The sequence below is a fragment of the Sphingobium agrisoli genome, from assembly GCF_041877245.1.
Classification (GTDB): Bacteria; Pseudomonadota; Alphaproteobacteria; order Sphingomonadales; family Sphingomonadaceae; genus Sphingobium.
Map to the genome: position 1 here is coordinate 59,576 of NZ_JBHDJI010000013.1, position 25,262 is coordinate 84,837.

General features: G+C 65.9%; 23 protein-coding genes. 13 read left to right on the forward strand and 10 right to left on the reverse strand.

Features of this window, described 5'->3' with window-relative positions:
- Positions 1–9 precede the first annotated feature (9 nt).
- A complete protein-coding gene (locus ACETPF_RS18100; RefSeq protein WP_373936004.1) occupies positions 10–534 on the reverse strand; it encodes a hypothetical protein in 525 nt (174 codons plus the stop codon).
- A 69-nt stretch (positions 535–603) separates the two neighbouring features.
- Between ACETPF_RS18100 and ACETPF_RS18105 the strand changes: the two genes are divergently transcribed.
- From ACETPF_RS18105 to ACETPF_RS18120, 4 genes are all read left to right on the forward strand, one after another.
- Positions 604–1,134 (forward strand): hypothetical protein, encoded by a 531-nt coding sequence (locus ACETPF_RS18105; RefSeq protein WP_373936005.1) that lies wholly within the window; start codon positions 604–606, stop codon positions 1,132–1,134.
- Entirely contained in the window at positions 1,131–2,837 is a 1,707-nt protein-coding gene (locus ACETPF_RS18110; RefSeq protein ID WP_373936006.1) for an ATP-binding protein, read from the forward strand. Before ACETPF_RS18105 ends, ACETPF_RS18110 begins: the two co-directional genes overlap by 4 nt.
- Positions 2,834–3,040 (forward strand): helix-turn-helix transcriptional regulator, encoded by a 207-nt coding sequence (locus ACETPF_RS18115; RefSeq protein WP_373936007.1) that lies wholly within the window; start codon positions 2,834–2,836, stop codon positions 3,038–3,040. The genes ACETPF_RS18110 and ACETPF_RS18115 overlap by 4 nt, the downstream gene beginning before the upstream one ends.
- Before the next feature lie 257 nt (positions 3,041–3,297).
- Entirely contained in the window at positions 3,298–3,843 is a 546-nt protein-coding gene (locus tag ACETPF_RS18120; protein WP_373936008.1) for a hemerythrin domain-containing protein, read from the forward strand.
- 18 nt (positions 3,844–3,861) lie between these two features.
- On the opposite strand, the gene ACETPF_RS18125 is transcribed toward ACETPF_RS18120, so the two are convergent.
- The 3 genes from ACETPF_RS18125 to ACETPF_RS18135 all read right to left on the reverse strand — a co-directional run bounded on the left by ACETPF_RS18125 (position 3,862) and on the right by ACETPF_RS18135 (position 13,091).
- Positions 3,862–6,897 (reverse strand): glycosyl hydrolase family 28-related protein, encoded by a 3,036-nt coding sequence (locus ACETPF_RS18125; protein ID WP_373936009.1) that lies wholly within the window; start codon positions 6,895–6,897, stop codon positions 3,862–3,864.
- Positions 6,898–6,976: 79 nt separating this feature from the next.
- On the reverse strand, positions 6,977–9,931 hold the full coding sequence (locus tag ACETPF_RS18130; protein WP_373936010.1) for a TonB-dependent receptor domain-containing protein: 2,955 nt from the start codon (positions 9,929–9,931) through the stop codon (positions 6,977–6,979).
- Positions 9,932–10,067: 136 nt separating this feature from the next.
- On the reverse strand, positions 10,068–13,091 hold the full coding sequence (locus tag ACETPF_RS18135) for a glycosyl hydrolase family 28-related protein (protein WP_373936011.1): 3,024 nt from the start codon (positions 13,089–13,091) through the stop codon (positions 10,068–10,070).
- Positions 13,092–13,310: 219 nt separating this feature from the next.
- Between ACETPF_RS18135 and ACETPF_RS18140 the strand changes: the two genes are divergently transcribed.
- The 4 genes from ACETPF_RS18140 to ACETPF_RS18155 all read left to right on the forward strand — a co-directional run bounded on the left by ACETPF_RS18140 (position 13,311) and on the right by ACETPF_RS18155 (position 15,436).
- Positions 13,311–13,790: a gluconokinase gene (locus tag ACETPF_RS18140; protein ID WP_373936056.1), complete on the forward strand. Its 480-nt coding sequence runs from the start codon at positions 13,311–13,313 to the stop codon at positions 13,788–13,790.
- 130 nt (positions 13,791–13,920) lie between these two features.
- Positions 13,921–14,163, forward strand: a complete 243-nt coding sequence (locus ACETPF_RS18145) for a hypothetical protein (protein ID WP_373936012.1) — start codon at positions 13,921–13,923, stop codon at positions 14,161–14,163.
- 13 nt (positions 14,164–14,176) lie between these two features.
- Positions 14,177–15,130 carry a manganese catalase family protein gene (locus ACETPF_RS18150; RefSeq protein WP_373936013.1) on the forward strand — a complete coding sequence of 318 codons (954 nt, stop codon included), beginning with the start codon at positions 14,177–14,179 and terminating at the stop codon, positions 15,128–15,130.
- Between the two features lie 75 nt (positions 15,131–15,205).
- On the forward strand, positions 15,206–15,436 hold the full coding sequence (locus tag ACETPF_RS18155) for a hypothetical protein (RefSeq protein ID WP_373936014.1): 231 nt from the start codon (positions 15,206–15,208) through the stop codon (positions 15,434–15,436).
- On the opposite strand, the gene ACETPF_RS18160 is transcribed toward ACETPF_RS18155, so the two are convergent.
- The 3 genes from ACETPF_RS18160 to ACETPF_RS18170 all read right to left on the reverse strand — a co-directional run bounded on the left by ACETPF_RS18160 (position 15,418) and on the right by ACETPF_RS18170 (position 18,358).
- Positions 15,418–16,683, reverse strand: a complete 1,266-nt coding sequence (locus tag ACETPF_RS18160) for an MFS transporter (protein ID WP_373936015.1) — start codon at positions 16,681–16,683, stop codon at positions 15,418–15,420. The two genes, ACETPF_RS18155 and ACETPF_RS18160, sit on opposite strands and share 19 nt — an antisense overlap.
- A 3-nt stretch (positions 16,684–16,686) precedes the next feature.
- Positions 16,687–17,379: a thiamine phosphate synthase gene (gene thiE, locus ACETPF_RS18165; protein ID WP_373936016.1), complete on the reverse strand. Its 693-nt coding sequence runs from the start codon at positions 17,377–17,379 to the stop codon at positions 16,687–16,689.
- A 73-nt stretch (positions 17,380–17,452) separates the two neighbouring features.
- Positions 17,453–18,358 carry a fructose bisphosphate aldolase gene (locus ACETPF_RS18170; protein ID WP_373936057.1) on the reverse strand — a complete coding sequence of 302 codons (906 nt, stop codon included), beginning with the start codon at positions 18,356–18,358 and terminating at the stop codon, positions 17,453–17,455.
- Positions 18,359–18,587: 229 nt separating this feature from the next.
- Between ACETPF_RS18170 and ACETPF_RS18175 the strand changes: the two genes are divergently transcribed.
- The gene (locus ACETPF_RS18175; protein ID WP_373936017.1) at positions 18,588–19,106 is read left to right on the forward strand and encodes a TlpA family protein disulfide reductase; all 519 of its coding nucleotides are present in this window, start codon (positions 18,588–18,590) and stop codon (positions 19,104–19,106) included.
- On the opposite strand, the gene ACETPF_RS18180 is transcribed toward ACETPF_RS18175, so the two are convergent.
- The 3 genes from ACETPF_RS18180 to tkt form a co-directional block, all read right to left on the reverse strand.
- Complete coding sequence (locus ACETPF_RS18180) at positions 19,087–20,289, reverse strand: phosphoglycerate kinase (RefSeq protein ID WP_373936018.1); 1,203 nt, start codon at positions 20,287–20,289, stop codon at positions 19,087–19,089. The two genes, ACETPF_RS18175 and ACETPF_RS18180, sit on opposite strands and share 20 nt — an antisense overlap.
- Positions 20,290–20,412: 123 nt before the next feature.
- Entirely contained in the window at positions 20,413–21,423 is a 1,011-nt protein-coding gene (gap, locus tag ACETPF_RS18185; RefSeq protein ID WP_373936019.1) for a type I glyceraldehyde-3-phosphate dehydrogenase, read from the reverse strand.
- A 31-nt stretch (positions 21,424–21,454) separates the two neighbouring features.
- Complete coding sequence (gene tkt / locus ACETPF_RS18190; RefSeq protein WP_373936020.1) at positions 21,455–23,422, reverse strand: transketolase; 1,968 nt, start codon at positions 23,420–23,422, stop codon at positions 21,455–21,457.
- A 190-nt stretch (positions 23,423–23,612) separates the two neighbouring features.
- Between tkt and ACETPF_RS18195 the strand changes: the two genes are divergently transcribed.
- The 4 genes from ACETPF_RS18195 (at position 23,613) to ACETPF_RS18210 (ending at position 25,242) form a co-directional block, all read left to right on the forward strand.
- A complete protein-coding gene (locus ACETPF_RS18195) occupies positions 23,613–23,798 on the forward strand; it encodes a hypothetical protein (RefSeq protein ID WP_373936021.1) in 186 nt (61 codons plus the stop codon).
- Complete coding sequence (locus ACETPF_RS18200) at positions 23,791–24,126, forward strand: cell division protein ZapA (protein WP_373936022.1); 336 nt, start codon at positions 23,791–23,793, stop codon at positions 24,124–24,126. Before ACETPF_RS18195 ends, ACETPF_RS18200 begins: the two co-directional genes overlap by 8 nt.
- A gap of 292 nt (positions 24,127–24,418) precedes the next feature.
- Positions 24,419–25,009 carry a 5-formyltetrahydrofolate cyclo-ligase gene (locus ACETPF_RS18205; RefSeq protein ID WP_373936023.1) on the forward strand — a complete coding sequence of 197 codons (591 nt, stop codon included), beginning with the start codon at positions 24,419–24,421 and terminating at the stop codon, positions 25,007–25,009.
- The gene (locus tag ACETPF_RS18210) at positions 25,006–25,242 is read left to right on the forward strand and encodes a DUF2842 domain-containing protein (RefSeq protein WP_373936024.1); all 237 of its coding nucleotides are present in this window, start codon (positions 25,006–25,008) and stop codon (positions 25,240–25,242) included. The genes ACETPF_RS18205 and ACETPF_RS18210 overlap by 4 nt, the downstream gene beginning before the upstream one ends.
- Positions 25,243–25,262 lie beyond the last annotated feature (20 nt).

Consider the following 25,262-nt stretch of genomic DNA (forward strand, 5'->3'; position numbering starts at 1 on the left):
CGCATCCCGCTATTCTGGCATGACGACGAGGTCGGGACGATCGAAGTACCGGACAGCTTTCGCCCGCCCGTCACCCAAGCGGAACTGGATGCTATACCGTGCATCCTCTTCCTCCGGTCTTGCTCCTGGATCTATCAGGTTCGGCCCGGCGACGTCGTTCTTGAGCTCCGCCAGCTCGACGGCCGGGATCGTGTCGTGGCCGTTGCGAGCCGGCAAATTGGTCCCGGCGACATCGGGTGCATTCTCGGGTTCGAAGCCGCGCCAGGGCACGAACATGTTCGCGCCGATAGGGGCATGCTGGACTTGGCGGACCAGGTGCTGAACGATTTCATCGGGAGGCGTTCCGATGCCGTGTGAGCGCGTGCCCATGCCGGGCGGCGGCGCGGTGATCGTCTGTTCGCCCGGCCGCCGGCGTCGCTGCGACTGCGGCAAGCCGGCGCCGTTCCTGTGCGACTGGAAGGTGCCGTCCCGCCGCACCGGCACCTGCGACGCGCCGATCTGCGCCGACCATGCGACCGAGCCCGCGCCGAACAAACACCTCTGCCCGATTCATACCGCTGACTATACCCTGAGGCAGGCGGCGCGGGCGGTGAGGCGGTCGGCATGAAGCTGCTGCCGATCAGCCTCACCGAGCCCACGCTCGCCCGCATCCGGGGACTGCGCCTGACGGCCCTGCGCCGGCCCGGCGACCTGCTGGCCGAGGTCCAGCCGGGCGACAGGCTCTGGGTGCGCGAGCCGTTCCATCTGACTGAGCAATGGGACCACTGGTCGCCCACGGCCGCGCGCGATCGTGGCGCCGTGCCCTTCTATGCCATCGATGGCGGCGAAGGACTCGGCCGTCGCCGCTTCGCCCGCGAAATGCCGCGCGAATGGCACCGGATGCACCTGGTGCTGACCGCTGTCCAGCGCTGCCCGCTCCAGTCGATCGGCGAGGACGAGGCGCTGGCCGAGGGCTACGCCTCGCGCGCTGGCTTCGCCGCTCAATGGGATCGCGAGAATTCGCCCTCGCGCAGCATCACCGGCGATCGCATCCGCTGGGCCGACAATCCGACCGTCACCTGGATGACGTTCCGCCCGGTCTTCGAACCTCTGTCGAACGCCGCCTTTGCTGCGCGCGGGAGGGCGGCGGCGTGAGCGAGCATCCCATCTCGATCGAGATGCTGGAGGAGGGGCATCTGCTCCTCCTCGGCACGACCGGCGCCGGCAAGACCTATCAGCAGCGCGGCTTCCTGGAACGGCTCCGCTTCAATGGCCGCCGCGTCGGCGCGGTCGACAAGCTCGGCAACCATTGGGGGCTGACCCTTTCGGCCGATGGCAAGGGCGCCGGTCTCGACTTCATCATCTTCGGCGGCAAGCGCGGCCATGTGCCGATGACCCCGCTCGATGGCGAACGCATCGGCCGGCTTTTCGTCGAGCGCAACATCCCGGCCATCTTCGATGTCAGCCAGTGGAAGGCGGACGAGCAGCTGGACTGGATGGAGGGCTTCGCCGACGCGGTCTTCCTGCACAATGAAGGTCCGCTGCATCTTGGCCTGGACGAGGCGCAGAGCTGGGTGCCGCAGGGCGGCGGCGGCGACGCCTTCAATAGCGTCCGGCGTCTGGCCGAACAGGGGCGCGGGAACGGCATCCGCCTGATGATGGCGGCGCAGCGGCTCAGCCGCATCGACAAGAGCTGCGCCGGCATGGCGGCGGTCGTCGTCGCCATGCGCCAGACGGGCACCGCCGATCGCAAGGCGATGCGCGATCTGCTTGCGGCCGACGCCGACCAGATGGCCATGATCGAGCGCGAGCTCCCCGGCCTGCCGACCGGCAGCGGCTTCGTCTGGGATCCACTTCAAGGCAGCCTAGTCCGCCACGCCTTTCCGGCAAACCTCACCTTCGACAGTTCGCGCACGCCCCGCCATGGCGACACGCCGCCGGCGTCGATCGCGGTGTCGAGCGACCTGGTGGAGGAGCTGCGCCAGGCGCTCGCGCCGCCGGTCAAAAGTTCGGTGGCGGACGACTATCCTGACGACGTCATCCCCGCCGATCCCATGACCGCGTTCGAAAAGGGCGGCGCGATCGGCGCGATGCTGGTCGAGCGGGACGACCGGATCGCCGATCTCGAATTGGCAAACAGAATGCTGGAGGCAACGGCCGAGACGTTGGCCGCCGAACGCGACCAGCTCGACATAGCGATCAGTCTGATAGTGCGAATCGCTGGCATGGCGCGTCGCGCCGAGCTCACAAAGGATCTTCACCACAGACTAACTGGCGTGAAGCAGGCGCAGACTGCAGTGACAGCGCCCGGCGGGTCTGAACCACCCGCCGCCGTTGAGGTCGCACCGCCAGCGAGGGACGTCCGGATTCCTCCGTCCCATGCTGGTGGTGCGTCCGATCGGGATCTGCGTTCGCTCGCGGTGCTGGCGGCGATCTACCCCGCAGGGCTAAGCGAGGCTGCCTGGGCGGGCCGCGCCGGCCGCGCGCGCAAGGGCGGCGCCTGGGCCTCGCAGCGCAAGCGCTACGCCGACGCCGGCCTGATCGAGAAGCGCGACGGCCGCTGGTTCGCCACCGCCGCGGGCGTCGAGACAGCCGCCGGGGAAGTTCCGACCTTGCCCGCGCCGGGTGCCGAGTTGGTCAATTGGTGGGCCGATCGCCTCGGCCCCGCCGGCAAGCTGCTGCGCCACCTTTACGGCATGCACGGCCTCAGCCGAGGCGAACTCGCGGCCGCCGTCAACATGACCGCCACCGGCGGCGCCTTCAGCGGCGCCGTCGCCGAACTCAAGCGCAACGAACTGATCGAGGAGCGCGGCAAGCGCCTCTTCGTAGCGCCAGCCCTGACCGGAGAGGAAGCATGAATGACGCGACGACGATCGCGCCGGGCGATCGACTGATCGATCTGAAGGAAGTCCGCGCCCGCACGTCACTCAGCACGGCCACCATCTATCGCCGTCGCGGCAAGACCTTCCCACGCTCCTACGCCATCAGCGATTCGCGCGTCGCATGGCTCCTGTCGGACATCGAGCGCTGGATCCAGGAGCGCGTGTCGTCGTCCCCCTAGCCTCGCTTCAAGGAGTCACAACGGGAGGCATTTCTGAAACATCTTGGGGCAATATCTATGTTTAACAATTCTCTATCTGAAACGTGCGGTTCCTGTCTCCCCGACCACCCATACACATAGGTCATCCGGCGCCACCCTGAGTGGTATTCGCCGTAGCTATTCGGGCGAAAGCGCCCGATGCTCCAGCATCCAAATCCTCCCGGTCTCGTTGGGCAAGCGACGGTCATTGCCGTCCCTCACAGCCAAGGAGATGCAGCATGTCCTTTTTCGACAAGATCGTCGCGGCCATCACCCCGCCCGAAAGCGACGAGACCCGCATGGAGACGCGGGCGAAGGCGCGCGCGCTGGCGCAGGCGGGTGACTGGCTCGACCAGGTGCTCGACCAGCACGACCGGATCGAGGCTGGCTTCGCTGCCGTCAAGGCCGCGCCGGACGCCGCCAGCCAGCGCATGGCGCAGAAAGACTTGGCGGTGATTCTGACCGGGCACAGCAATGCCGAGGAATCCGTGCTTTATCCCGCGCTGGTCGACGACGGGCACAAGGCGCATGCCGGCCTCGCCTATGAGGAGCAGGCGGCGGCCAAGGTCCAGATGGCGCTGCTGGAAAAGATCGAGCCGCTGACCCAGGATTATCTCGACAAGCTGGAGCATATCCGGGGCGCGGTGACCCACCATATGTATCAGGAAGAAAGCAACTGGTTCCTCGACATCCAGCGCGAGGTGCCGCCGACGGAGCAGGCCATGCTGACCCGGCGCTTTGCCGAGGAAGTGGAGCGCTATGTTGGCGGGCCGGCGACGGTCTGATGGCCGCCGGGCCGGTTTCTACCTGCCCGGCGTCACGGCATAAAGGGCGTGGTGCGAAAGCACGTAGAGCGTGCGCTTGTCCTCGCCGCCGAAGACCAGTTGCAACGGGCGCTCGGGCACGTCGATCCGGCCGATCTCCTTGCCGTCGGGGGCATAGACGAAGATCTGGCCGTTGGCGACATAGACGCGGCCCTGCCGGTCGACCGCCACGCCCTCGCCGCCGCGCTCGGCAAACACTTTGAGGTCCGTGATCGCGCCGCCCGCGCCGACAACCCCACTATAAGTGCGGTTTTCGGACCCGTTGGTTACGAACACGCGCTCGCCCGGCTTGCCCTGGATGAAGCCGTAGCTGTCCAGCGCATCGGAGAAGCGCAATCCGCGATGGTCCGCCGGTCCCTGTGCGAAAGTGCGATAGGCAGGCAGTGCCACGCTGCCATCAGGCGAGACATATTGGTGGAGCTTGCCCTTACCCATGTCGCGCACGAACATCTCGGCTAGCGTCGTATATTCGTAGGTCTTGGGGTCGATCTGGTCCTTGAACTCGCCGTTGATCCACCAATTGACCGGCAGAACGGACGCCGGGCCAGGGGCGACGGGTGTCGCGGGCACGACGCTGATCTGGCTGTCGGGCGCATCGGGCCTGACGCTATAGACCGTACCGTTGCGGCCATAGGAGGAAAGCACGAGCAGGTCGCCCGACTTGTCGACGGTGAGGTTGACCGGATCGAGACTGGCATCGCGCACCATCTCCAGCCTGCCCGCGTCGGACCAGCGCCAGATGCGCTGGAAGAAGCGGTCGATGAAGTAGAGCCGGCCCTGTGCGTCCACCGCGCCGCCGCCAGCCGAATGGAAGCCGTCTGCCAATTGCGCGACCTTGCTTCCCGAGAAGGCGGAGGGCTCGACCGCGTCGGGTTTGGCGGGAATGTCGAGCACGGCGAACTCGCGCTCGCGCGTGTCGATGCCGTGGGTGACGTCGCGGATGCTGTTTTCGAAAGGGAATTTGGTGAGGCGCAGGAAGGTCGCGCAGCCATTCTCGTCGCAGGTGCCAAGCCCGCTTTCGCCGTTCACATGGACGTTGCGGAAGCGGACGTCTTGCGAATTATATACTGTCACCGCCGCTGGCGCGGCCTTGCGCGTGCGGGTGACGCGATAGCCGTGGAAGTTGGCGACCAGGATGTTGCGCGAGTTGCGGATTTCGAGCGCGACGGCGTCGCCGCTCTCGCCCGCTTCGCCTTCGGTCTGGGGCGCGAGAAGCTCCCAGTTGGCGACACGGTTCAATGCAAATTCCGACCGCACATGATGCTCGACCGACGCCTGGATGATGCGGCCCGGCGTCTCCGTATCCGACACATAGATGCCGGGATGGCCGAAGGTGCTGGGGCTCCATATATTGGCGAAAGTGCCCCCGCCGCCTTCGGTCACCCAGAGGCTGGCATATTGCCCGGCCCAGCGGCGCGCTGCGTCGGGATCGCCGGTCGCGTTGTTGTTGTAGGGGACGATGCGGGTGCCATCGAAGCGGTCGGTGCCGTGGCCGCCCTGGAACTTGACGTCGTTGACCATCGAGTTCGCGCCCGCCTTCCACAGCAGAGCGGTGGCACGCGGGTTGGCGCCTTGCGTGTCGAGGCCAAGCCCCGCGACGATCGCGTCGCCACCCGACGCGCTTTCCACCAGCGCCTTGGGCGCGCCGACGCCCTGATAGGCAGGCGTTCCGTCCGGCAGCACGATCTGCGTCAGGCTGGGGTGCAGGCCCACCAGCACCGTGTCCGGCTTGAGCTTCAGCGTATCGCTGACGCGGTAAAAGCCGGCGGGGAGATAGACGACGCGATGGCTGTCGATCGCCTTCTGAAGCGCGGCGGTGTCGTCGGTCCTGTCATCGCCCTTCGCGCCGAGGGTGCGGACGCTCACCCATTCGGACACCGGCGGCAACGCGCGGATCGTCGGCGCGGCCGGCAGGGGCAAAGCGCCGATCGTCTCGATCTTCGCATCGGTCTTATAGTCGCCGATGCGCCCCACGCCGGGCAGGGTCAGGCCATGCGTGAAGGAGGCCACCTTGTAGGCCGCGCCCTTGCCCGCCACCGTCCGCCCGCTCTCGCGGAACCGCGCGAAAGTCGGCGTGCCGCTCGCGACCACATTCTGGAAGCCGACCTGGGTATAGACATTCTTCTCGTTCGAGATGACGACGCCGGCCTGCCGCACATTCTCGAACCGCAGATCCTGGCCCCAGAGCCAGTCGCCATAGCCCCGGTCGATCTCGATCCCGACCGGCACATTCTTGAAGCCGACATTGACCATGGTGAGGCCCGCTTCATGCTCGCGGATCGCCGCGTCACGCTGCCCCTCGAAGGTCGAATCCACCAGCGCGAAGCCCCAGGCAGGGGACGGCTTTTCAGCGAGAATGCCATAGCGGCCGCCCTTGAAGTGCAGGTCCTCCGCCTCGTTGGCGACATGAAAGAGGCCGGCAAGCGCGGTCCCGAGATCGAAATCGACATGGGACACGAAGCTGTGCTGCGCGCTGTGGAAGCGGATGGCGGTGGCGGCGGGATTCCCGTCCAGGATGCGGAAGTCGATATTGCCAAGCGCCGAGTAAAAGGTGCCGGGATTGGCGTCGGCGATGGTCTTGTCGAACGGCACGCTGCCGGCGGGCGGGAAGGCGGCGGGCGGCGTGTCCTTGTCGGTCTGACGCTTGGCTCCCGTGAACATCAGCATATGCGCGACGCCCTTCTGGAACCCGGGCGTGCTCTTGCCCAGCAGGATAACCGGCCGCTGCGCGCCGACGCCGAAGATGCGGACGCCCGGCCACAGGAAGATCGTGCGGCTGATCCGATAGGTTCCCTGCGGCAGGAAGACGATCCCCCCCCCGCCCTTGGCCGCCGCCTTGTCGATAGCCTGCTGAATGGCGGCGCTGTCGTCGGCGCGGCCATCGCCTGCGCCCCTCACCGTCACGGCGCGCGGTTCGTCAGGCGCGGTCGTATAGACGGACGGAGAAGCATAGGCCGCAGCGCCCCCCAGCATCAGCATCACCGCCGCGCAGGCGCCACTCAATCCGCGAACCATGGGACTACTCCTGGGCAAGAAACAAATGTCCCGGCCGTGCAGGGCCGGGACAAGGTTGGGGAGGGTAAGGGCAAGGCGTTCAGAAATTGAACCGGACGCCCGCCCTGTAGATACGGCCCAAAGTGTCGTAGAGGGCCGGATTGATGTCCAGACCCGTGTTGGTCTGGGGCGAAGCAACAGGATCCTTGTCGAACAGATTGTCGACCTTACCATAGATGGTCACGTTATCGGTGATGTTGAAGCTTGCGCCGACATCGACGTAGAATGCGCCCTTCATGGTGTTGTAGTCGATCGTCGGATGATTGCCGGTGGAGGCCGGGCAGGAAGACTGGCAGACGACATATTGGTTGCCAAAGGTGCCGCTGCTGATCCAGCGTTCCTGCACCGTCAGGCTGAACCGGCCGCCGTCATAGGTCTGCACCGCCAGCCATTTCCAGTCGGGCGTCGCGCCGTTGTTGGCTCCGGCCTGATCGACCGGGTCGACGCCGGCGATGCCGGCATTGACAATGAACTTGCGAATATGGGTGGCAAGCACGCGGGCGGTGAAGCTACCGGGCAGGCCGAGTGGCTGCTGCCACTGATAGCTGGCCTCGATATTGAAGCCGCTGGTCTTCCACGACGCCAGATTGAACGGTTGGACGTCGATGAAATTGTCAGCCTGATTAGGGGCATCCAACCTGAAGCCGCCGCAGAAAGCGGTGTTGCCGTCGAAGCAGAAGCGAACGATCTGGTCCGCCGACAGGGACGAGACGACGCCCTTCAGCTTTATGTTATAATAGTCGAGCGACAGGCTGAGCCCCGGCAACCAGGACGGTCGCGACAGAACGATGCCGAGTTCTGTGTCGCGCGCCACCTCAGGCCGCAGATTGGGATTGCCGACCGCGCGCTGAAACGCGCTCACCGCGCGATTGTTGAACGGGTCGTTGAAGTTTGGCAGCGTCGTGATGGTCGGCGCGGCGAACAGTTCCGACAGGTTGGGCGCCCGGACGTCGCGTGACGTCACTGCGCGCAGGCGGACGCCTTCGAGCGGCGTGTCCCAGGTGCCGCCGATCTTCCATGCCCAGATGGTGCCCGATGTGCTGTAATCGGTGACGCGCGCCGCAGCATTGATATTGGCGCGGCCCATGGCGTCGCTGTTGATGATCGGCAGGTCGACTTCGACGAAGCCTTCGATCACCTCATATTTGCCGGTGCCATTCTTGTAATTCCCTGCTGCCCAGCTGTTGCCGAGCTGCGCATTCAGCAGGGGGTCGGCGGGATAGGTCGCGTCATTAGGGCTGAGAGCACTGACGCCAGCGCCATAGGGGTCGGCATTCACGCGGTAATATTCACGCCGATATTCGCCGCCAAAAGCGACCGAGACGGGGCCTGCCCATAACTCGAAGGGATTACCCGAGAAGTTCGCGCTGGCCACATCCTGGGTCAGCTTGGTGTGCTGGAACGGCCCGGTGTGTGGCGCAACATAGTTGATCGCGGACGCCGACGGCGCGAAATTGCCGAAGATATTGATCGGCTGGCAGCCGCTGGCGCGCGCTACCGGATCGGCGCACACGATCGCGCCATTCAGCGTGATGGCATTGGTCGCCGCCAAATAGCGGTTCTGGATCACAATGTCCCGAACCTGAATGTCGGAGATGGTAATGCCATGCTCATAATAGGCATCGTAATTCCAGTCGGTCCCGCCGAGGCCGAACTTGCCCTTTAGGCCGCCGACGAAGCGATATTGCTTGCGGTCGGTGTAAACATGCGGATCGGGGAAGTTCGCGTTGCTGGAGCCGAAACCGAAGCTGGTGATCCCGGCAGTCGCGCAGCGGTCGCGGACCAGCTGCGGCAGGTAGGGGTTGGCGCACTGGACGGTCAGGTTGGGCCGGTTGTAGCCGGGACTCGGCTGGTTGTCGGTCTTCACCTGCGCGACATTGACGGTGACATAGACTTCATTGTCCGGTGCGAAATCATAGCCGAGACGGGTATAGCCGACGATCCGCTCCAGCCCGGACTTGAGTGACGCCCCCGAACCCGGCGCGCCGGTCAAGTCGCCGCCGACGCAGAAGCTGTTGCCCGGGAAGCAGTTGCTGACCCGGCCGTTGCCGAGCGGCTGGCCGTTGGAGCCATATTGAAAATTATAGGGCGTTCCGTCGGGGGCGAAGGCGATGCCCTGCAAGGGGCCATTGTTGATGAGGCCGTAGCGCGCATATTGGTAGGGCTGCGCAAAGTCGCGATAGTTGAACTGGGGCAAGCCATTGTTGGTCTGGCCCGTATTCATGAGGGTCGTGGCGCGATACCAATCGCGGCTGCCAGCGAGGTCGGTGCCGAAGTCGCCGGGGCCGACACCGCCTTCATGGTCATATTCGCCACTGATGATGAAATGCAGCCGGTCGTCCAGGAAGGATTTGCCCCAGGCGGCCTGGACCAGCGCGGTCTCGTCATCACCATATTTGGTGATGCTGCCCAGCACATTGCCCTTGAAACCTTCGAACCGCGTGTCGGTGATGAAGTTCACCACGCCGCCGACCGCATCCGAACCGTAGGAAGCCGAAGCGCCGCCGTTGACGATATCGACGCGCTTCACCAGCAGTTGCGGGAACATTGAGATGTCCGGCACGCCGGTCACGTTCGCGCCGACCACGCGCTGCCCGTCGAGCAGCGTCAGCGTGCGGATCGGCTGAAGGCCGCGCAGCGAGAAGGAACTGAGGCCCTGCTGCCCGCTCGATGTGCTAAACGTCCCCGTCGCCGCGCCGGTCGATCCCTGAAGCGAGGGCAACTGCTGGATCGTGTTGAAGATATTCGGCTGCGCATTGTTCGCGATCTGCTCCTCGCCGATGATCGTCGTGGGCGTCGGCGCGCTGAAGCCGCTGGTGGTGATGCGGGATCCCGTGACGACGATATCGGCATCGGCTGACGCTTCCTGCGGCGTCACGGTCTGCGGCTGGGCTGGCGCGGTCTGGGCCTGCGCGGCGCCGGCCAGCGCGACGCTCGCCATGGCGGCCAGGCTCACGCTTGCCAGATGCCGATTGAGTCCGGTGGTCACGTTCATTTGGTCCTTCCCCTTTTTGTCCTGCACCCTCCCGGCGCAGTCCACGCCCATGGCGGGCCGTTCATGACAGACTATGATGTTATCGCTCACACCGCACTTACGACATAGGTCGTAGGCGCAGCGGGAGCGGCTGATTTCAGGGCTTTGCAGCGTATAGCGCGTGATGCGTCAAAATGAACAATGTGCGCTTGTCCGGTCCGCCGAACACGATCTGGAGTGGCCGGTCCGGCACGTCGATCCGCCCGGTTTCCTTGCTGTCCGGCCCATACACGAAGATCTGGCCGTTGGCGACGAACACCCGCCCCTGCCCATCCACCGCCACGCTTTCGCCGCCGCGATTGGCGAACGGCTTCAGGTCATCGAGCGCCCCGCCCGCGCCCACGACGCCGCTATAGGTCACATTCTCCGACGCATTGGTGACGAACACCCGCTCCCCCGGCCTGCCCGACACGAATCCGTGCGCGTTGAGGCCGTCCGACCATCGCCAGCCGGTGTGATCCGCCGGCCCCTGCTGCCAGGTGCGAAAAGCGGGCAGCGACAGGCTACCGTCAGGCGAAACATATTCCTGTGTCTTGGGCGCGCCCGCGTCGCGTGCGAACATCTCGGCCAGCGTTGTGAATTCGTACGTCTTGAAGTCGAGCTGATCCCTGAACTCGCCATTGTTCCACCAGTTGACCGGCAGCAACGTCCGCGCCGCGCTGCCCGACTTGACGGGCGTCGGCTGGATCAACATCATCGCGTCCTTGGGGCCGTCCGGGTCGAAGGAATAGACCCCGCCCTTCTCTCCGAGCGACGACAGCACCAGCACATGGCCCGATGCGTCGATGCCGAGGTTGACCGGATCAAGCGCATGATCACGCACGATCTCCAGCCCCCTCTCCTCGCTCCAGCGATGGATGCGCTGGAACCGCCGGTCGATGAAATAGAGCGCGCCCTGCGCATCCACCGCCGCGCCGGAGATCGACCAGAAGCCCTCCTCCAGCTTCTTCACCTGGCCCGCAGGCGCAGCCGCCGGAACCACGCTGCCCGCCGGGCCGATGTCGAGGCTGGCGAACTCGCGCTCGCGCACCAGCAGCTTGCGCGTCACATCCTCGATCGCATTGTCGAACGGATATTTGCTCGCCCGCAGGAAGGTGCCGCAGCCTTCGTCGTCGCAGGTCGCATAGCCGCTTTCGGCGTTCACATGCACGTTGCGAAAGCGGATGTCGCCCGAATTGGTGATCTTGACCGCACTCTTTTCCGGCGCATAGGTGCGGGTCACGCGATAGCCGTGATAGTTGGCGAACAGCAGGTTCTTGGAATTGCGGATGTCGAGCGAGATCGCGTCCGGCCCGTCGCCCACCTCCTGCTCGGTCTGCGGTGCCAGGAACTCCCAGTTCTGCACATTGTCGAGCACGAACTCGTTGCGGGCATGATGCTCGACCGACATTTCATAGACATGGCCCGGCGTCGCCGTGTCGGTGACGTAGAAGCCCGCCTGCGCGAAGCTGTTGGGGCTCCACACATCGACGAAGGTGCCGCCGCCTCCATCCGTCACCCAGATGCTGGGATATTGCGCATCCAGCCGGTCGTCGGTGATCGGATCGCCGGTATGGACCCGCGCCGCGCCCAGCATCGTGCCGTCCGCCGTGGGCGTACCGCCGCCGCCCATGATCTTGACGTCGTTGACGAGGCTCTGCTCGCCCGACCGCCACAGCAGCGCCGACGCGCGCGGATTGACCCGCCCCGTAAAGAGGCCGAGGCCAGACAGGATATTGTCGCCGCCCTTTGGGCTTTCCAGGATCGGCTGGACCGAGCCGAGCCCCGCATGGGCGGGGTTGTTGTCCGGGATATAAAGCTGCGTGATCGCGGGATGCAGGCCGATGAGGATGCTGTCGGGCCGCAGGGTCAGCCGGTCCGTCACCTTGTAGAAGCCGGTCGGAAAATAGAGGATCTTGTTGCCGTCGATCGCCTTCTGGATCGCCGCCGTATCGTCCGCCTTGCCATCGCCCACCGCCCCCAGCGAGCGGACGTTGACCCATTCGCCCATCGGCGGCAGGTCGCGGATCGCGTCGGTGCGGCGTGCGGGCATGGCGGGCAGCGCCTCGATTTGCGCCTGCGTCCTGTAGTCCCCCATCTGCCCCAATGCAGGCACCGCAAGGCCGTAGGAGAAGGCCGAAACCTTGTACGCGTTCCCCTTCCCGCTCACCGCCTGCCCGCTGTCGCGGAAGCGGGCGAAGGTCGGGCTGTTCACCGCCAGCGCATTTTCGAACCCGACCTGGGTAAAGACGTTCTTCTCGTTGGAGATGATTATCCCGGCCTTCGACACATTCTCGAACCGGACATCCTTGCCCCACAGGCTGTCGCCATAGCCCCGGTCGATCTCAATCCCGACCGGCGTGTCGCGGATCGCGACATTGACTAGGGTCAGGTCGACCTCATGCTCGCGGATAGCCGCCGCCTTCTGGCCGACAAATTCGGAATCGAGCAGCGTGAACTGCCAGGCAGGCGACGTCTTTCCGCTGACGATGCCATATCGCCCGCCCTCGAACCGCACATTGTCGATGACGTTGCCGGCCTGATAGACGCCGGCGAAAGCGCTCCCCAACCGGAAGTCCATGTGGCTGAGAAATGCATGCTGCGCCATGCGGAAGCGCACGCCCGCCGCCGCGGGATTGCCGGAGCCAATCTCGATGTCGATATTGCTCATCGCCGAATAGAATGTGCCGCTGTTCGCGTCGCGGACGACCTTGTCACGGGGCACCACCGTCGGCACGGGCACCGGCACCTTGCCGACCCGATACTGATCGCCCCCGCCAAAGACGATCATGGTCGATACGCCCTTCTGGAAGCCCGGCGTATTCGCGCCCAGCAGGATCACCGGCCGCGTCGCGCCCACGCCATAGACGCGCACGCCGGCCGGCACGACCAGCGTCTTGGTAATGCGATAGCGACCCGAGGGCAGGAAGACGATGCCGTGCCCGGTCTTGTCGCGCGCCTTGTCCAGCGCGGCCTGGATGGCGTCGCCGTCATCCGCACGCCCATCCCCCTTCGCAACGACCGTCACCGCGCTGGGCTCGGCGGGCGCCTGCGGGAAGATGGACGTTCCGGCCTGCACCGCGACCGGCGCGGCCAGGGCGCTCGCCGCCAACAGAGTCGCGATCATGCTGCGCGCGTACATAGCCGCTTCTCCTTACGGGATGAGGATGGATGCTCCTTCCGCTAGGCCAGCGCGACGCCAGAGGCACTTGCGACAAAGGTCGTAGTTTTCAGCGGGATGCCGACCCCGGTATAGAAATCGCACGCGGCGGCCCTTCCGGCCCCTGCCTTTCTGCGCGAGACCGCCGCCTTGTCACCCGCCTCCGCTTGTTCCCCCGCCCTGCCCGCCGCGATCATCGTGATGGGCGTCAGCGGCTGCGGCAAATCGACGCTCGGCGGTCTGCTGGCGCAGGCGCTCGCCTGTCCCTTCCTGGAAGGCGACCAGTATCATTCGCCCGAGGCGGTCGAAAAGATGCGCCGGGGTCAACCATTGACCGACGAGGATCGCTGGCCCTGGCTCGACCGGCTGGGGCAGGCGATCGCGTCCGCCCGGCGCGAGCCGGGCGTAGCCGTCGCCGCCTGCTCGGCCTTGCGCCGATCCTATCGCGACAGATTGCGCGCGACCATCGGCGGGCCGGTGCAATTCATACTGCTGGAAAACAGCCGGGACGCGCTGCTGGACCGCGTCGGCAACCGGCCCGGCCATTATATGCCCGCCAGCCTGCTCGACAGCCAGCTCGCCACGCTGGAACGGCCGCAGCCCGACGAGGGCGCAATGCTGCTACGGACCGACATGCCGCCTACCTCCCTGTGCGATCTGGTGCTCGCCGCACTGCGCTGAATCGCTGCCGGCAACGCCCGGTCAACCATTTTCCCCGCCAATAATCTGCATTAGCGCTTGCGCGGATCGCCCGGAACGCAAGACCCTCGCCACGCCTTGAGCAATCCGTGACCCCGGACCGGGAGCGGACATGCAAAGGATTTCCAGTAGCGTAAGACACAAGATCCGGCTGATCGCCGGCGGATGGATCGTGGCGGCGGGCCTCGCGATCGTTGCCACCTTGCTCTGTCTGCGCGTGACCGGCACGCCACTCGGGCCGGCCATGCTGTCGCTGGCGATATTCGGCATCGGCCCGGCGCTGCTGCTGGCCGGCGCACTGATTATGAATGCCCTCGCGTTCACGCCCCATACCACCCCCAGCCACCCCCACTGAGGAGCCAACCCCCATGTTCATGCACAATAAGCGGCTGCAATATACCGTCCGCGTCGCCGAACCCAATCCGGCCCTCGCCTCGCTGCTGCTGGAGCAGTTCGGCGGGCCGGACGGCGAGCTGGCGGCGGCAATGCGCTATTTCACGCAAGGTCTGGCCGAAGACGATCCGGGCCGCAAGGACATGTTGCTCGACATCGCGACCGAGGAACTCAGCCATCTGGAGGTGATCGGGTCGATCATCGCCATGTTGAACAAGGGCGCAAAATCGTCGCTCACCGAAGCGACGATGGAGGAAGCCGAACTCTATATGGCGATCAACGCGGGCGGCAACAGCCACACCCAGTCGATCCTCTATGGCGGCGGCCCTGCCCTCACCAACTCGTCGGGCGTGCCATGGACCGCCGCCTATGTCGACAGCCGGGGCGATCCGACCTGCGACCTGCGCTCCAACATCGCGGCGGAAAGCCGGGCCAAGATCGTCTATGAACGGCTCATCAACATTACCGACGACGCCGGCATCAAGGATGCGCTCGGATTCCTCATGACCCGCGAGGTCGCCCACCAGAAGAGCTTCGAGAAAGCCCTCTATTCGATCGCCGACAATTTTCCACCCGGCAAGCTTTCCGGCCTTGCGGCCTACGCCAACACCTACGTCAACGCGTCGCAGGGCAAAGGCGACGCGCAGGGGCCGTGGAATACCGGCGAACAATGGGAGCGCATCGACGACATCGCCGCCAGCCTGCCTGCCGATGGGGGCAAGGGCATCGCCTCGGTCACGCTGACCGAGCGCGAGATGGAGGATTTCGAGGCGATGGCAGCGAGGCTTCAATCCGATCCCGAGGCCAACCCCGCCACCGGCGCGGACCTGGGCGCAGGGCCGGGCGCGGGCAAGCTGACCGACGAGGATCAGGGCGGCGCATCCGACATGGCCGACGCGCGGGCGCAGGCTCTGGGCCAGACCCGCTGACCGCGCCGGGCACGGCGGCGCTGATAATACTGGGCATCGCACTTGCCCGAGAATTTTCACGAAGGAGACGACGCCATGAAATATCCCCTGATGGTCGCGGCCGGCGCGCTGCTGCTGGGCGCCTGTTCGTCGCAAACGGATAACAATCAATCAGGCGTCGATGGCTCGACGATTAACCGCGCCGACGATGCCACGATGAACGCCTTGGAAGCGCCGGCACCCAGGAGCGGATCGGGCGATGTGCCGCCCAACGCGCCGATCAGCAATGACGGCGGCAATGCGGAAAATCAGACCTCCGCTCCCTGACGCGCGGTTTCGGGCAACCGCAACAGCACCGGCAGCACGGCGAGCGCGACGAGGGCGATCATCAGCCCCGGCGCGCTCGCCGCGCCGCTACGCTCCGTCAGCCATTGCGCCAGCCAGGGCGTCAACCCGCCGAACAAAGCCGTCGCCGTCGTCGCACCCAGCGCCAGCCCGCTCAACCGTCCCTCGGCAGGAACCTGCTCGGCCGTCGCCACCGCACCTACCGCGCTCACCCCGCCCGCCAGCGCCGCCAGGATCAGCGCGCCCGTCAGCGCCGCCGCCTCGTCCGCCCCTGCCAGCAGCGCGAACAGCGTATAGGGCAGCACCGCCGATAGCACCGCCAGCCCAACCAGCACCGGTCGCCGCCCGCTCTTGTCGGACAGCCAGCCGATGATCGGCGTCACCAGGATGACGACCAGCGCCGCGACCGTCGCCAGCCGCAACGCCGCGCCCTCGTCCATGCCGCCGGTCGCGGTCAGATAGACCGGGACATAGGTAATCCCGACATAATAAGTGATCGACCCCAGCGCCGAGATCGCAAAGCCCCGCAACACGCCTGTCCGATGGTGCCGCAGCGTGTGCAGGATCGGCGCGCGCACCAGCATGCCCGCCGCCTTCTGTGCCTCGAACGCCGGGGATTCGCGCATCGCCGCGCGGGCGAGCAGGATCAGCCCCGCCATGGCCGCGCCGAACAGGAAAGGCAGCCGCCAGCCCCAGCTTTCAAGGTCGGGCGTGGGCAACAGACTGACCGTCAGTGCGGACAGCCCGGCCGCCAGCAGCGCCCCCACCTCACTCGTCGCCGCCGCCAGCGAGGTGACCAGCCCACGCCGATGGGCCGGCGCGCCTTCCAGCAGATAGGCAACGACGCCGGTATATTCCCCGCCCACGGCAAAACCCATCACGCAGCGCAGCGCGAGCAGCAGCACGCCGGCCCATGGCCCGATCTGCGCCTGCGTCGGCAGCATCGCCGTCGCCAGCATCGCCGCCGTCATCAGCCCCATCGACGCCAGCAATGTGGCGCGCCGCCCATGCCGATCGCCATAATGGCCAAAGACCATCGCCCCTACCGGCCGCATCAGATAGGCGACGGCAAAGCCGCCCAGCGTCACCAGCAGCGCGTCGCTCCCGGTAAAGAACAGTCGCGACAGCAGGGTGGCGAGATACAGGAACAGCGTGAAATCATACCATTCCACCACCGTCGACAAGGCCGCGAGAAAGAGCGACCGGCGATCGAGCGGGGATGGCGTCATCGGTCAGCGTCGGCCAAGCAAGTCGCCGAACGCCGCTACCCCCGCGCCCGGCCCGTCCGGGTGCCCCCAAACCGCCCCGCTCACCGCCAGGAAATCCGCGCCCGCCGCTACCAGCGGCGCGGCGTTTTCCGCCGTGATCCCGCCGATCGCGACGCAGGGCAGCTCGAACAGGGTCGTCCACCATCCCAAGATCGACGGATCGGGCCGATGAATCGTCTCCTTGGTCATGGTGGGGTAGAAAGCGCCGAACGCGACATAATCGGCCCCCGCCTCGCCTGCTTCCATCGCCAGATGGCGGCTGTCATGGCAGGTGACGCCGATCTGCACCTTCGGCCCCAGCAGCGTCCGCGCCGCCTTCGGGTCGCCATCGCCTTGCCCCAGATGCACCCCGTCCGCGCCCAGCCGCTTGGCCAGCGCGGCGCTGTCGTTGATGATGAAAGCGATCTCCCGCTCGGCGCAAAGGCGCTGCAAGGGCTCGGCCGCCCGTGCGATCACATCCTCGTCCAGCCGCTTGAGCCGCAACTGGAACGCCGCGACGTCTCCGCCGTCAAATGCGGCGCGGAGCCGGTCCGCGAAATCCGCCTCGATCGTGGGCGGCGAGATCAGGTAGAGCTGGCAGGCGGGGCGAAAGCCCTGCTCGAACTGGTCGGCGAAATGCGGATCGAGCGCCAGTTCGTCATCGGTAAAATCGGTCATGCGCGCCTTATAGCCGCTCGGGCGCACGCGCCAAGGAAAAGGCGGGGCATGTCAGCCCCGCCTGTTCCATCCTTCAGGCCGCGACCGGCTGCTTGGCCGTGGACGCACCATGGATTTCGTCGATCGCCTCGCTCAGCGATGCGTTGAACTCGTCATCGCTCATCTGATGGCGCAGGTCGTTGAGCAGCGCGCGGCTGAAGCTCGCGATGATGCCGCGATTCTTCGCCAGTTCCGCGCACGCCTCGGTGCGGCTGAACCCGCCCGACAGGGCGACGACGCGCAGTACCTTGGGATGATCGACCAGCGGATCGAAGAGGCCGGCCTTGGCGGGCAGCGACAGCTTCAACATCACCTGCTCGCCCTCTGGCAGCGCGTCGAGATTCTTGAGGATTTCCTCCAGCAGGATCTGGTCCGCCTCGGCGCGCTCGGGCGACTTGATGTTCACTTCCGGCTCGATGATCGGCATGAGGCCGCCGGCCAACACCTGACGGCCCACCTCGAACTGCTGCGCGACGACCGCGGCGATGCCTTCGCGGTTGGCAAGGTTGACGACCGAGCGCTCCTTCGTCCCGAACACGCCCAGCCCCTTGGCGCGGGCGAGCAGCGCGTCGAGGTCCGGCATGGGCTTCATCAGCTGCACGCCGTTCGCCTCGTCCTCCAGCCCCTTGTCGATCTTGATGAAGGGGACGACGCCCCGCTCGATCAGGGCCGCCGGAGTCGGCTTGCCATCGACCGTGCCGTCCATCGTCCGTTCGAACAGGATCGCGCCCAGCACCTTGTCGCCGGTGAACACAGGCGAGGTGATGATCCGGCTGCGCATCGCATGGATCAGACCGAACATCTCCTCCTCATTGGCCCAGGCACCCTCTTCGATCCCATAGCCCTTCAGCGCCTTGGGCGTCGACCCGCCGCTCTGATCGAGCGCGGCGATGAAGCCGTTTCCCTCGGCAATCTTGTTCTTCATATCCTGATCCAGCATCTGCACATACCTTCTCTTGTGCACGCGGCCCCCTGTGGCGGCGTGAAAGCGGGAAGGCAGGCGCTCCAATCGCCCGCCCGGTCGGAGGGGCACGCCCGCGCGCCCCGTCTTGATGGGCTGTTAGCCAGTCCCATGCCGCACCGCAAGAAAACATAAGCCTCTGTTCGGCAGGCTGGCGTGGGGACGCGCCGCTGCTATCATGCGGCGGAACAAAGGGGCGGGGGCTTGCATGAAATCATGGCTGATCGGCGCCTTCGCGCTCGCGATCCCCGTCGTAACGTCGGCTGGGGCGGCTCAGAGACCCGTCGTCGGGGCCCCCGCCCCGGATTTCGACCTGACATTGGTGGATGGCGGCAAGGTGTCGCTCGCCGATCTCAAGGGCCAGGTGGTGGTGCTCAATTTCTGGGCCACATGGTGCGTGCCCTGCCGCACCGAACTGCCCACGCTCGACGCCTATTACGCGATGCAGCAGAAGCACGGGCTGAAGGTCTATGCCATCACCACCGAGGATTCTGTTCCCCTCCCGCGCCTCAAAAAGCTGTTCGCGGCGATGGCCATGCCCTCGGTCCGCCGGATCAAAGGCCCCTACGGCCCGCTGACCGGCGTCCCCACCAACTTCGTGATCGATCGCGCCGGCGTGCTGCGCTACGCCAAATCGGGCGCATTCGACCTCAACGCCCTGAACGCCCTGCTGGTGCCGCTCCTGCGCGAGAAGGCGCCGGGCCAGATCAGCCCATCAGCGCCTTGACGCCAGGCAAGTCCTTGCCCTCCATCCATTCCAGGAACGCGCCGCCGGCGGTCGACACGAAGCTGAAGTCGGCCGCCACGCCGGCATGGTTGAGCGCCGCCACCGTGTCGCCGCCGCCGGCGACAGACGTCAACTGACCTTCCTTGGTCAGCGCCGCCGCCGTTTTCGCCAGTGCGACCGTCGCCGCATCGAACGGCGCGATCTCGAATGCGCCGAGCGGGCCGTTCCATACCAGAGTGCGGCAATTCTTGAGCGCATCGCCCAGCGCCTCGACGGCGGCGGGTCCGACGTCCAGGATCATCTCGTCCTCGGCGACCTCATGCACGTTGCAGGTGCGGACCGACGGCGGGTTCGCGGCAAACTCCTTCGCCACCACGACGTCATAGGGCAGGTGGATGGTGCAGCCGGCCGCTTCCGCCTTGTAGAATATCGCCTCGGCGGTGTCAGCCAAATCCTTCTCGCACAGCGATTTCCCCACATCCACGCCGCGCGCGTAGAGGAAGGTGTTCGCCATGCCGCCGCCGATGATCAAATGATCGACCTTGGCGACCAGATTGTTGAGCACGTCAAGCTTGGTCGACACCTTCGCGCCGCCCACGACCGCCGCGACCGGCGTCACCGGCTCGCCCAGCGCGGCCTGAAGCGCGTCCAGTTCCTTCTCCATCGACCGCCCGGCATAGGCGGGCAGCTTGTGCGCCAGCCCCTCGGTGGAGGCGTGAGCCCGGTGCGCGGCGGAGAAAGCGTCGTTGACGTAAAGGTCGCCGATCGCCGCCATCGCTTCGGCCAGCGCGGGATCATTCTTCTCCTCGCCGGGATGGAAGCGCGTATTTTCCAGGATCGCGATGTCGCCGTTCCGCATCACCTTGATCCCGTCGGCAGCGGCCTCGCCCTGGCAGTCGGGAATGAACTGCACGTCGCGGCCGAGCACCTGTGTCAGCGGCCGGGTGATCTTCGACAGCGAATATTCGGGATTCTTCTGTCCCTTCGGACGCCCGAAATGCGCGAGGATCAGGACTTTCGCGCCGCGATCCGCCAGTTCCAGCACGGTCGGCATCGCCGCACGCAGGCGGGTGTCGTCGCTGACCGACCCGTCCTGCATCGGCACGTTCAGATCCTCGCGCACCAGCACCACCTTGCCGGCGATGTCGCCCATGTCATCGAGCGTCTTGAACGGCTTGGTCATGAATATTTCCCTGTTTCCGGGCGAAAAAATACCGTTCGGTTCGAGCTTGTCGAGAACTGTTCTCCACCGACGCTTCTCGACAAGCTCGAAGCTGCTCGAACCGAACGGTCCTTATGATTGATCCTAAAGAAACTTCGCCACAACCCCGGTCGTGTCGATCATGCGATTGGAAAAGCCCCACTCGTTATCATACCAGCTGAGCACCCGGACGAGAGTGCCGTCGATCACCGCCGTTTCCAGGCTGTCGACGGTCGAGCTGCGCGGATCGCCATTATAGTCGATCGAAACGAGCGGCTCGTCCGAATAGCCGAGCACGCCCTTGAGCGGCCCATCTTCCGACGCGGCCTTCAGCAGCGCGTTGACCTCGTCCTTGGTCGTCGCCTTCTTGGCGATGAACTTCAGGTCCACGACCGACACGTTGGGCGTCGGCACGCGCACCGACGATCCGTCCAGCTTGCCCTTCAGTTCCGGCAGCACCTCGCCCACAGCGCGGGCCGCGCCGGTGGTGGTCGGGATCATCGACAGGGCGGCGGCGCGGGCGCGGCGCATGTCCTTGTGCAGCTGGTCCAGCGTGTTCTGGTCGTTGGTGTAGCTGTGGATCGTGGTCATGAAGCCCTTCTCGATGCCGATGGCGTCATGAAGAACCTTCGCCAGTGGCGCGAGACAGTTGGTGGTGCAGCTCGCGTTCGAGATGACGATGTCGTCGGCGGTCAGCTGGTCATGGTTGACGCCGAACACCACCGTACGGTCGACGCCGGTGGCCGGCGCGGAGATGACGACGCGCTTGGCGCCGGCGGTCAGGTGTGCGCTCGCCTTCGCCTTGTCGGCGAAGATGCCGGTGCATTCCAGCGCGATGTCCACGCCCTGCGCGGCGTGGGGCAGTTTGGCGGGGTCGCGTTCGGCGGTAACGGCGATGCGCTTGCCGTCGATGACCAGCGCGTCTCCATCCACGCTGACCTCGCCGGCCCAGTTGCCATGCACCGAGTCGCGCTTGAACAGCAGCGCGTTGGACTGGGCGTCGCCCAGATCGTTGATACTGACCAGTTCCAGGTCATGATCCGTGCGCGACAGGATGGCGCGCGCCACCAGGCGGCCGATGCGTCCGAAACCGTTAATTGCTACCTTCGTCGCCACTGCACGGGCCTCCTTTTCGCTGTTGTTCGGTTCAGTTGTTGAGCGCCGCCACGATGCGCGGCGCGATCTTCGCGGCGGTCAGGCCGAAATGGTCGTAGAGCGCTTCGGCGGGCGCGGACGCGCCGAAGCTGTCAATGCCAAAGCGCAGGCCGGCGATGCCGGTATAGCGCTCCCAGCCAAAGGTCGTCCCCGCCTCGATCGACGCGCGCAGCACATGGTGCGGCAGCAGATCGTCTTTATAGGCCTGCGACTGCGCCTCGAAATGCGCCCAGCTCGGCATGGACACGACATCCGCGCCGATCCCCTGCTCCTCCAGCAGCTTGGCGGTATCGACTGCGATTTCGACTTCGGAGCCGGTCGCGACCAGCACGACCTTGCGCTCGGCGGTCGCCGCGACGAGGCGGTAAGCGCCCTTGGCCGACAGATTCTCGGTCTTTTCCGTCCGCAGCTGCGGCAGGTTCTGGCGGGTGAGCGCCAGCACCGACGGGCCGGTCGCATCCTTCAGCGCCAGTTCCCAGCACTCCGCCGTCTCGACGATATCGGCGGGGCGATAGACGTCGAGGTTGGGGATCATGCGGAGCGACATGACATGCTCGATCGGCTGATGGGTCGGGCCGTCCTCGCCCAGACCGATGCTGTCATGGGTCAGCACATGGATCACCCGCTGCTGCTGGAGCGCCGCCAGTCGGATGCCGCCGCGCATATAGTCGGAAAAGACCAGGAAGGTGCCACCATAGGGGATCACGCCGCCATGGAGCGCCATGCCGTTCATGGCGCAGGCCATGCCGAACTCGCGGATGCCGTAATAGACGTAGCGGCCGCTGTAATCGTCTGCGGTCAGCGGACCGGTGGACTTGGTCTTGGTGTTGTTGGACCCGGTCAGGTCAGCCGATCCGCCCAGCGTCTCGGGCAACAGGTCGTTGATCGCGCCCAGCGCCAGCTCGCTCGCCTTGCGCGTCGCGACCTTCTGCGGCGCGGCGATCAGGCTGTCGATATAGGCGTCGAGCGAGAAACCCTCCGGCAATTCGCCGGCCATGCGACGGGAAAATTCCGCACCCTTGTCGCTGCTTGCGAGGCGGCTTTCCCAAGCAGCGCGAACATCTGCGCCCTTCGCCCCGATCGCCTTCCACGCAGCCGCAACATCCTCCGGGATAAAGAAAGGCTCGGCGCTCCAGCCCAGAAACTCCCGCGCGGCGGCGACTTCGGCCTCGCCCAGCGCGCTGCCATGGACCCCGGACGTGCCCGCCTTGTTGGGCGCGCCACAGCCGATCTTGGTGGCGCAGGCGATCAGCGACGGGCGCGGATCGGCCAGCGCCTCGTCGATGGCGCGGTGCACGTCGGCGACATCATGACCGTCGCACGACACGACATGCCAGCCGGTCGCTTCGTAGCGCGCGCGCACGTCCTCGCTGCTCGACAGGTCGACCGCGCCGTCAATGGTGATCTTGTTGTCGTCCCACAGCACGATCAAGCGGCCGAGCTTCAGATGGCCGGCAAGACCGATGGCCTCATGATTGACGCCTTCCATCAGGCACCCGTCACCCGCAATCACCCAGGTGCGGTGATCGACCAGATCGTCGCCGAACTGCGCATTCAGATGCCGCTCCGCAATGGCCATGCCGACCGCCGTGGCAAGCCCCGATCCCAGCGGGCCTGTGGTGGCCTCGACGCCAGCCAGCTCGAAATTCTCGGGGTGCCCCGCGCAGGGCGAATGCAACTGGCGGAAATTGCGGATGTCCTCCATCGTCGGCCGCGCATAGCCAGTGAGGTGCAGCAGGCTGTAGATCAGCATCGATCCATGCCCCGCCGACAGCACGAAGCGGTCGCGGTCCGCCCATTTCGGCTGTGTCGGATCGAACTTCAGATAATCGCCAAACAGCACCGTCGCCACGTCCGCCATGCCCATGGGCATTCCCGGATGGCCGCTGTTGGCGGCCTGCACCGCGTCCATGGAGAGCGCCCGGATGGCGTTGGCGAGCGACTTTTCGGAGACGGTCATCGGGAACAGGCGTCTTTCCTGGACTGGTATTGGCATCAGGCCCGCGTGCGCGCGGGACGAATCGGGATCGCGATCCCTTTGTCCCGTCAAGTGCAATGCGTCAACCGCATGTCGCCCGCCCGCGCCCGAAACCCGGGCGGCCCCGACCAAAGCGCTTTTGCTTGGGCCGCAGTTTCGCTATGCCGGTCAAATGGCTAGCGACCGCATGATGCAGGCGATCGGCACGCTGGAGCGCGCCGTCAGCCGGCTTGAACAGGATGTGGCGCGTCTTATCCAGACGCCCGCCCCTTCCCCCGTCGATCAGAACGCCGCGCGCGCCGCGCTCCGCTCGCTCGACGATCTCATCGACACGTTGAAAAGCCGCACCGATGGCTGAAACCACGCTGCACATCGCCGGCCGTCCCTATCAGATCCGCTGCCGCGACGGGGAGGAAGCGCATCTGGCGCACCTCGCCACCCTGATCGAACAGAAGGCGCGGCAGGCGCAGCAGGGGACGCCTGGCCTGACCGAAGTCCGCACCCTGCTCTTCGCTGCGCTGTTCCTGGCGGACGAACTCAACGACCTCAAACGCGAGAGCGCGGGGCGGCAAAACGCCCTGCCGCTGGAGGGCGCGGACGAACCGGCCGCGCGCGCGGTCGAATCGCTGGCGGCCCGGATAGAAAAGCTGCGCGACACGCTTGCCGATGCGGCCGCGCGCGCCTAGATTAGTCGGCGACGGGCACTGCGCGGCACGAGCTTCAAGCGAACATCCCTGAGGCGATAATCACATCCAAGGGGGCTGTCCCTGGGCGGGTTCCGGCCCGATCTACATGGTCCCCACCTGACGTTGAGGCGTCAGAGGATTTTCCAGCAAACGACCGAGGCGGTCCCGTCACCCCGACCGATGCATAGCTGCTCCTGCGAAAGCAGGAGCCCAAGGGCCTTGGCGCACGACGTCGATCCTTCGTCCTGCTTCTACTATCTTCAAACCATCGCCTCCTGTAAGGCCCGCCAGCATGAGCGACGAGACGATCGATCCCGCCGACAAACCCGCCCTGCGCGCCCTCGCCCGTGCGCGCAGACGCGCCTTCGTCGCGGCGCTCGATCCGCTCGCCCACCGCTTGTCGTTCAAGGCTCTCCCGTCTCCCCTCGGCCGCCGGCTGGCCGACGCGCAGGTCGTCGCGCTCTATATGGGCCTCGACGAAGAAGCCCCGGCGCAGCGGCTCGCCGCGCCCTTGCTTACCATGGGCAAGACCATCGCCCTCCCGCGCGTCCTCGATCGCCTCGGCGGCATGGATTTCCTCGTCTGGCATCCCGAAGAGCCGCTGCTGCCGGGCCTGTTTCGCACCAGCCATCCCGATCCCGCCAATGGCGCGGTGACCCCCGACGTGATCGTGACGCCGCTGATCGGCTATGATCGCGCGATGAACCGGCTGGGCCAGGGCGGCGGCTATTATGACCGCGCCTTCGCCCGCTATCCCGACGCGCTGCGCGTGGGGATCGCCTGGTCGGCGCAGGAGCTGGAGGCGGTGCCCGCCGATCCCTGGGACTTGCCGCTCGACATCATCCTTACCGAAGTCGAACTGATCGAGGGGGAGCAATCATGAGCATCGACCCGCGCCACTATCATCAGCCCAGTTGGCGCAAGCCCGTGGGGATGCTCACGATCGTCGCCCTGATCGCGCTCTGGGCGGTGCTGGTCGGCAGCCTGTCGCCCTATATCGGCGCGCTGCCGGTCTGGGCGCAGGTGCCGGTCTATATTTTGCTCGGCATCATCTGGATCTGGCTGCTGCCCTTGAAGCGCCTGCTGGCCTGGATGGAAACCGGCCGCTGGCGGTGAAGGGGAAAATCACTTCCTCT

Coding starts and splice junctions, on each gene's coding strand:
- ACETPF_RS18145 (WP_373936012.1), top strand. CDS start 13,921: ATGCAAAGGATTTCCAGTAGCGTAAGACACAAGATCCGGCTGATCGCC.
- ACETPF_RS18210 (WP_373936024.1), top strand. CDS start 25,006: ATGAGCATCGACCCGCGCCACTATCATCAGCCCAGTTGGCGCAAGCCC.
- ACETPF_RS18155 (WP_373936014.1), top strand. CDS start 15,206: ATGAAATATCCCCTGATGGTCGCGGCCGGCGCGCTGCTGCTGGGCGCC.
- ACETPF_RS18140 (WP_373936056.1), top strand. CDS start 13,311: ATGGGCGTCAGCGGCTGCGGCAAATCGACGCTCGGCGGTCTGCTGGCG.
- ACETPF_RS18135 (WP_373936011.1), bottom strand. CDS start 13,091: ATGTACGCGCGCAGCATGATCGCGACTCTGTTGGCGGCGAGCGCCCTG.
- tkt (WP_373936020.1), bottom strand. CDS start 23,422: ATGACCGTCTCCGAAAAGTCGCTCGCCAACGCCATCCGGGCGCTCTCC.
- ACETPF_RS18160 (WP_373936015.1), bottom strand. CDS start 16,683: ATGACGCCATCCCCGCTCGATCGCCGGTCGCTCTTTCTCGCGGCCTTG.
- thiE (WP_373936016.1), bottom strand. CDS start 17,379: ATGACCGATTTTACCGATGACGAACTGGCGCTCGATCCGCATTTCGCC.
- ACETPF_RS18115 (WP_373936007.1), top strand. CDS start 2,834: ATGAATGACGCGACGACGATCGCGCCGGGCGATCGACTGATCGATCTG.
- ACETPF_RS18125 (WP_373936009.1), bottom strand. CDS start 6,897: ATGGTTCGCGGATTGAGTGGCGCCTGCGCGGCGGTGATGCTGATGCTG.
- ACETPF_RS18170 (WP_373936057.1), bottom strand. CDS start 18,358: ATGCTGGATCAGGATATGAAGAACAAGATTGCCGAGGGAAACGGCTTC.
- ACETPF_RS18175 (WP_373936017.1), top strand. CDS start 18,588: ATGAAATCATGGCTGATCGGCGCCTTCGCGCTCGCGATCCCCGTCGTA.
- ACETPF_RS18195 (WP_373936021.1), top strand. CDS start 23,613: ATGGCTAGCGACCGCATGATGCAGGCGATCGGCACGCTGGAGCGCGCC.
- ACETPF_RS18120 (WP_373936008.1), top strand. CDS start 3,298: ATGTCCTTTTTCGACAAGATCGTCGCGGCCATCACCCCGCCCGAAAGC.
- ACETPF_RS18200 (WP_373936022.1), top strand. CDS start 23,791: ATGGCTGAAACCACGCTGCACATCGCCGGCCGTCCCTATCAGATCCGC.
- ACETPF_RS18205 (WP_373936023.1), top strand. CDS start 24,419: ATGAGCGACGAGACGATCGATCCCGCCGACAAACCCGCCCTGCGCGCC.
- ACETPF_RS18150 (WP_373936013.1), top strand. CDS start 14,177: ATGTTCATGCACAATAAGCGGCTGCAATATACCGTCCGCGTCGCCGAA.
- ACETPF_RS18180 (WP_373936018.1), bottom strand. CDS start 20,289: ATGACCAAGCCGTTCAAGACGCTCGATGACATGGGCGACATCGCCGGC.
- ACETPF_RS18130 (WP_373936010.1), bottom strand. CDS start 9,931: ATGAACGTGACCACCGGACTCAATCGGCATCTGGCAAGCGTGAGCCTG.
- ACETPF_RS18105 (WP_373936005.1), top strand. CDS start 604: ATGAAGCTGCTGCCGATCAGCCTCACCGAGCCCACGCTCGCCCGCATC.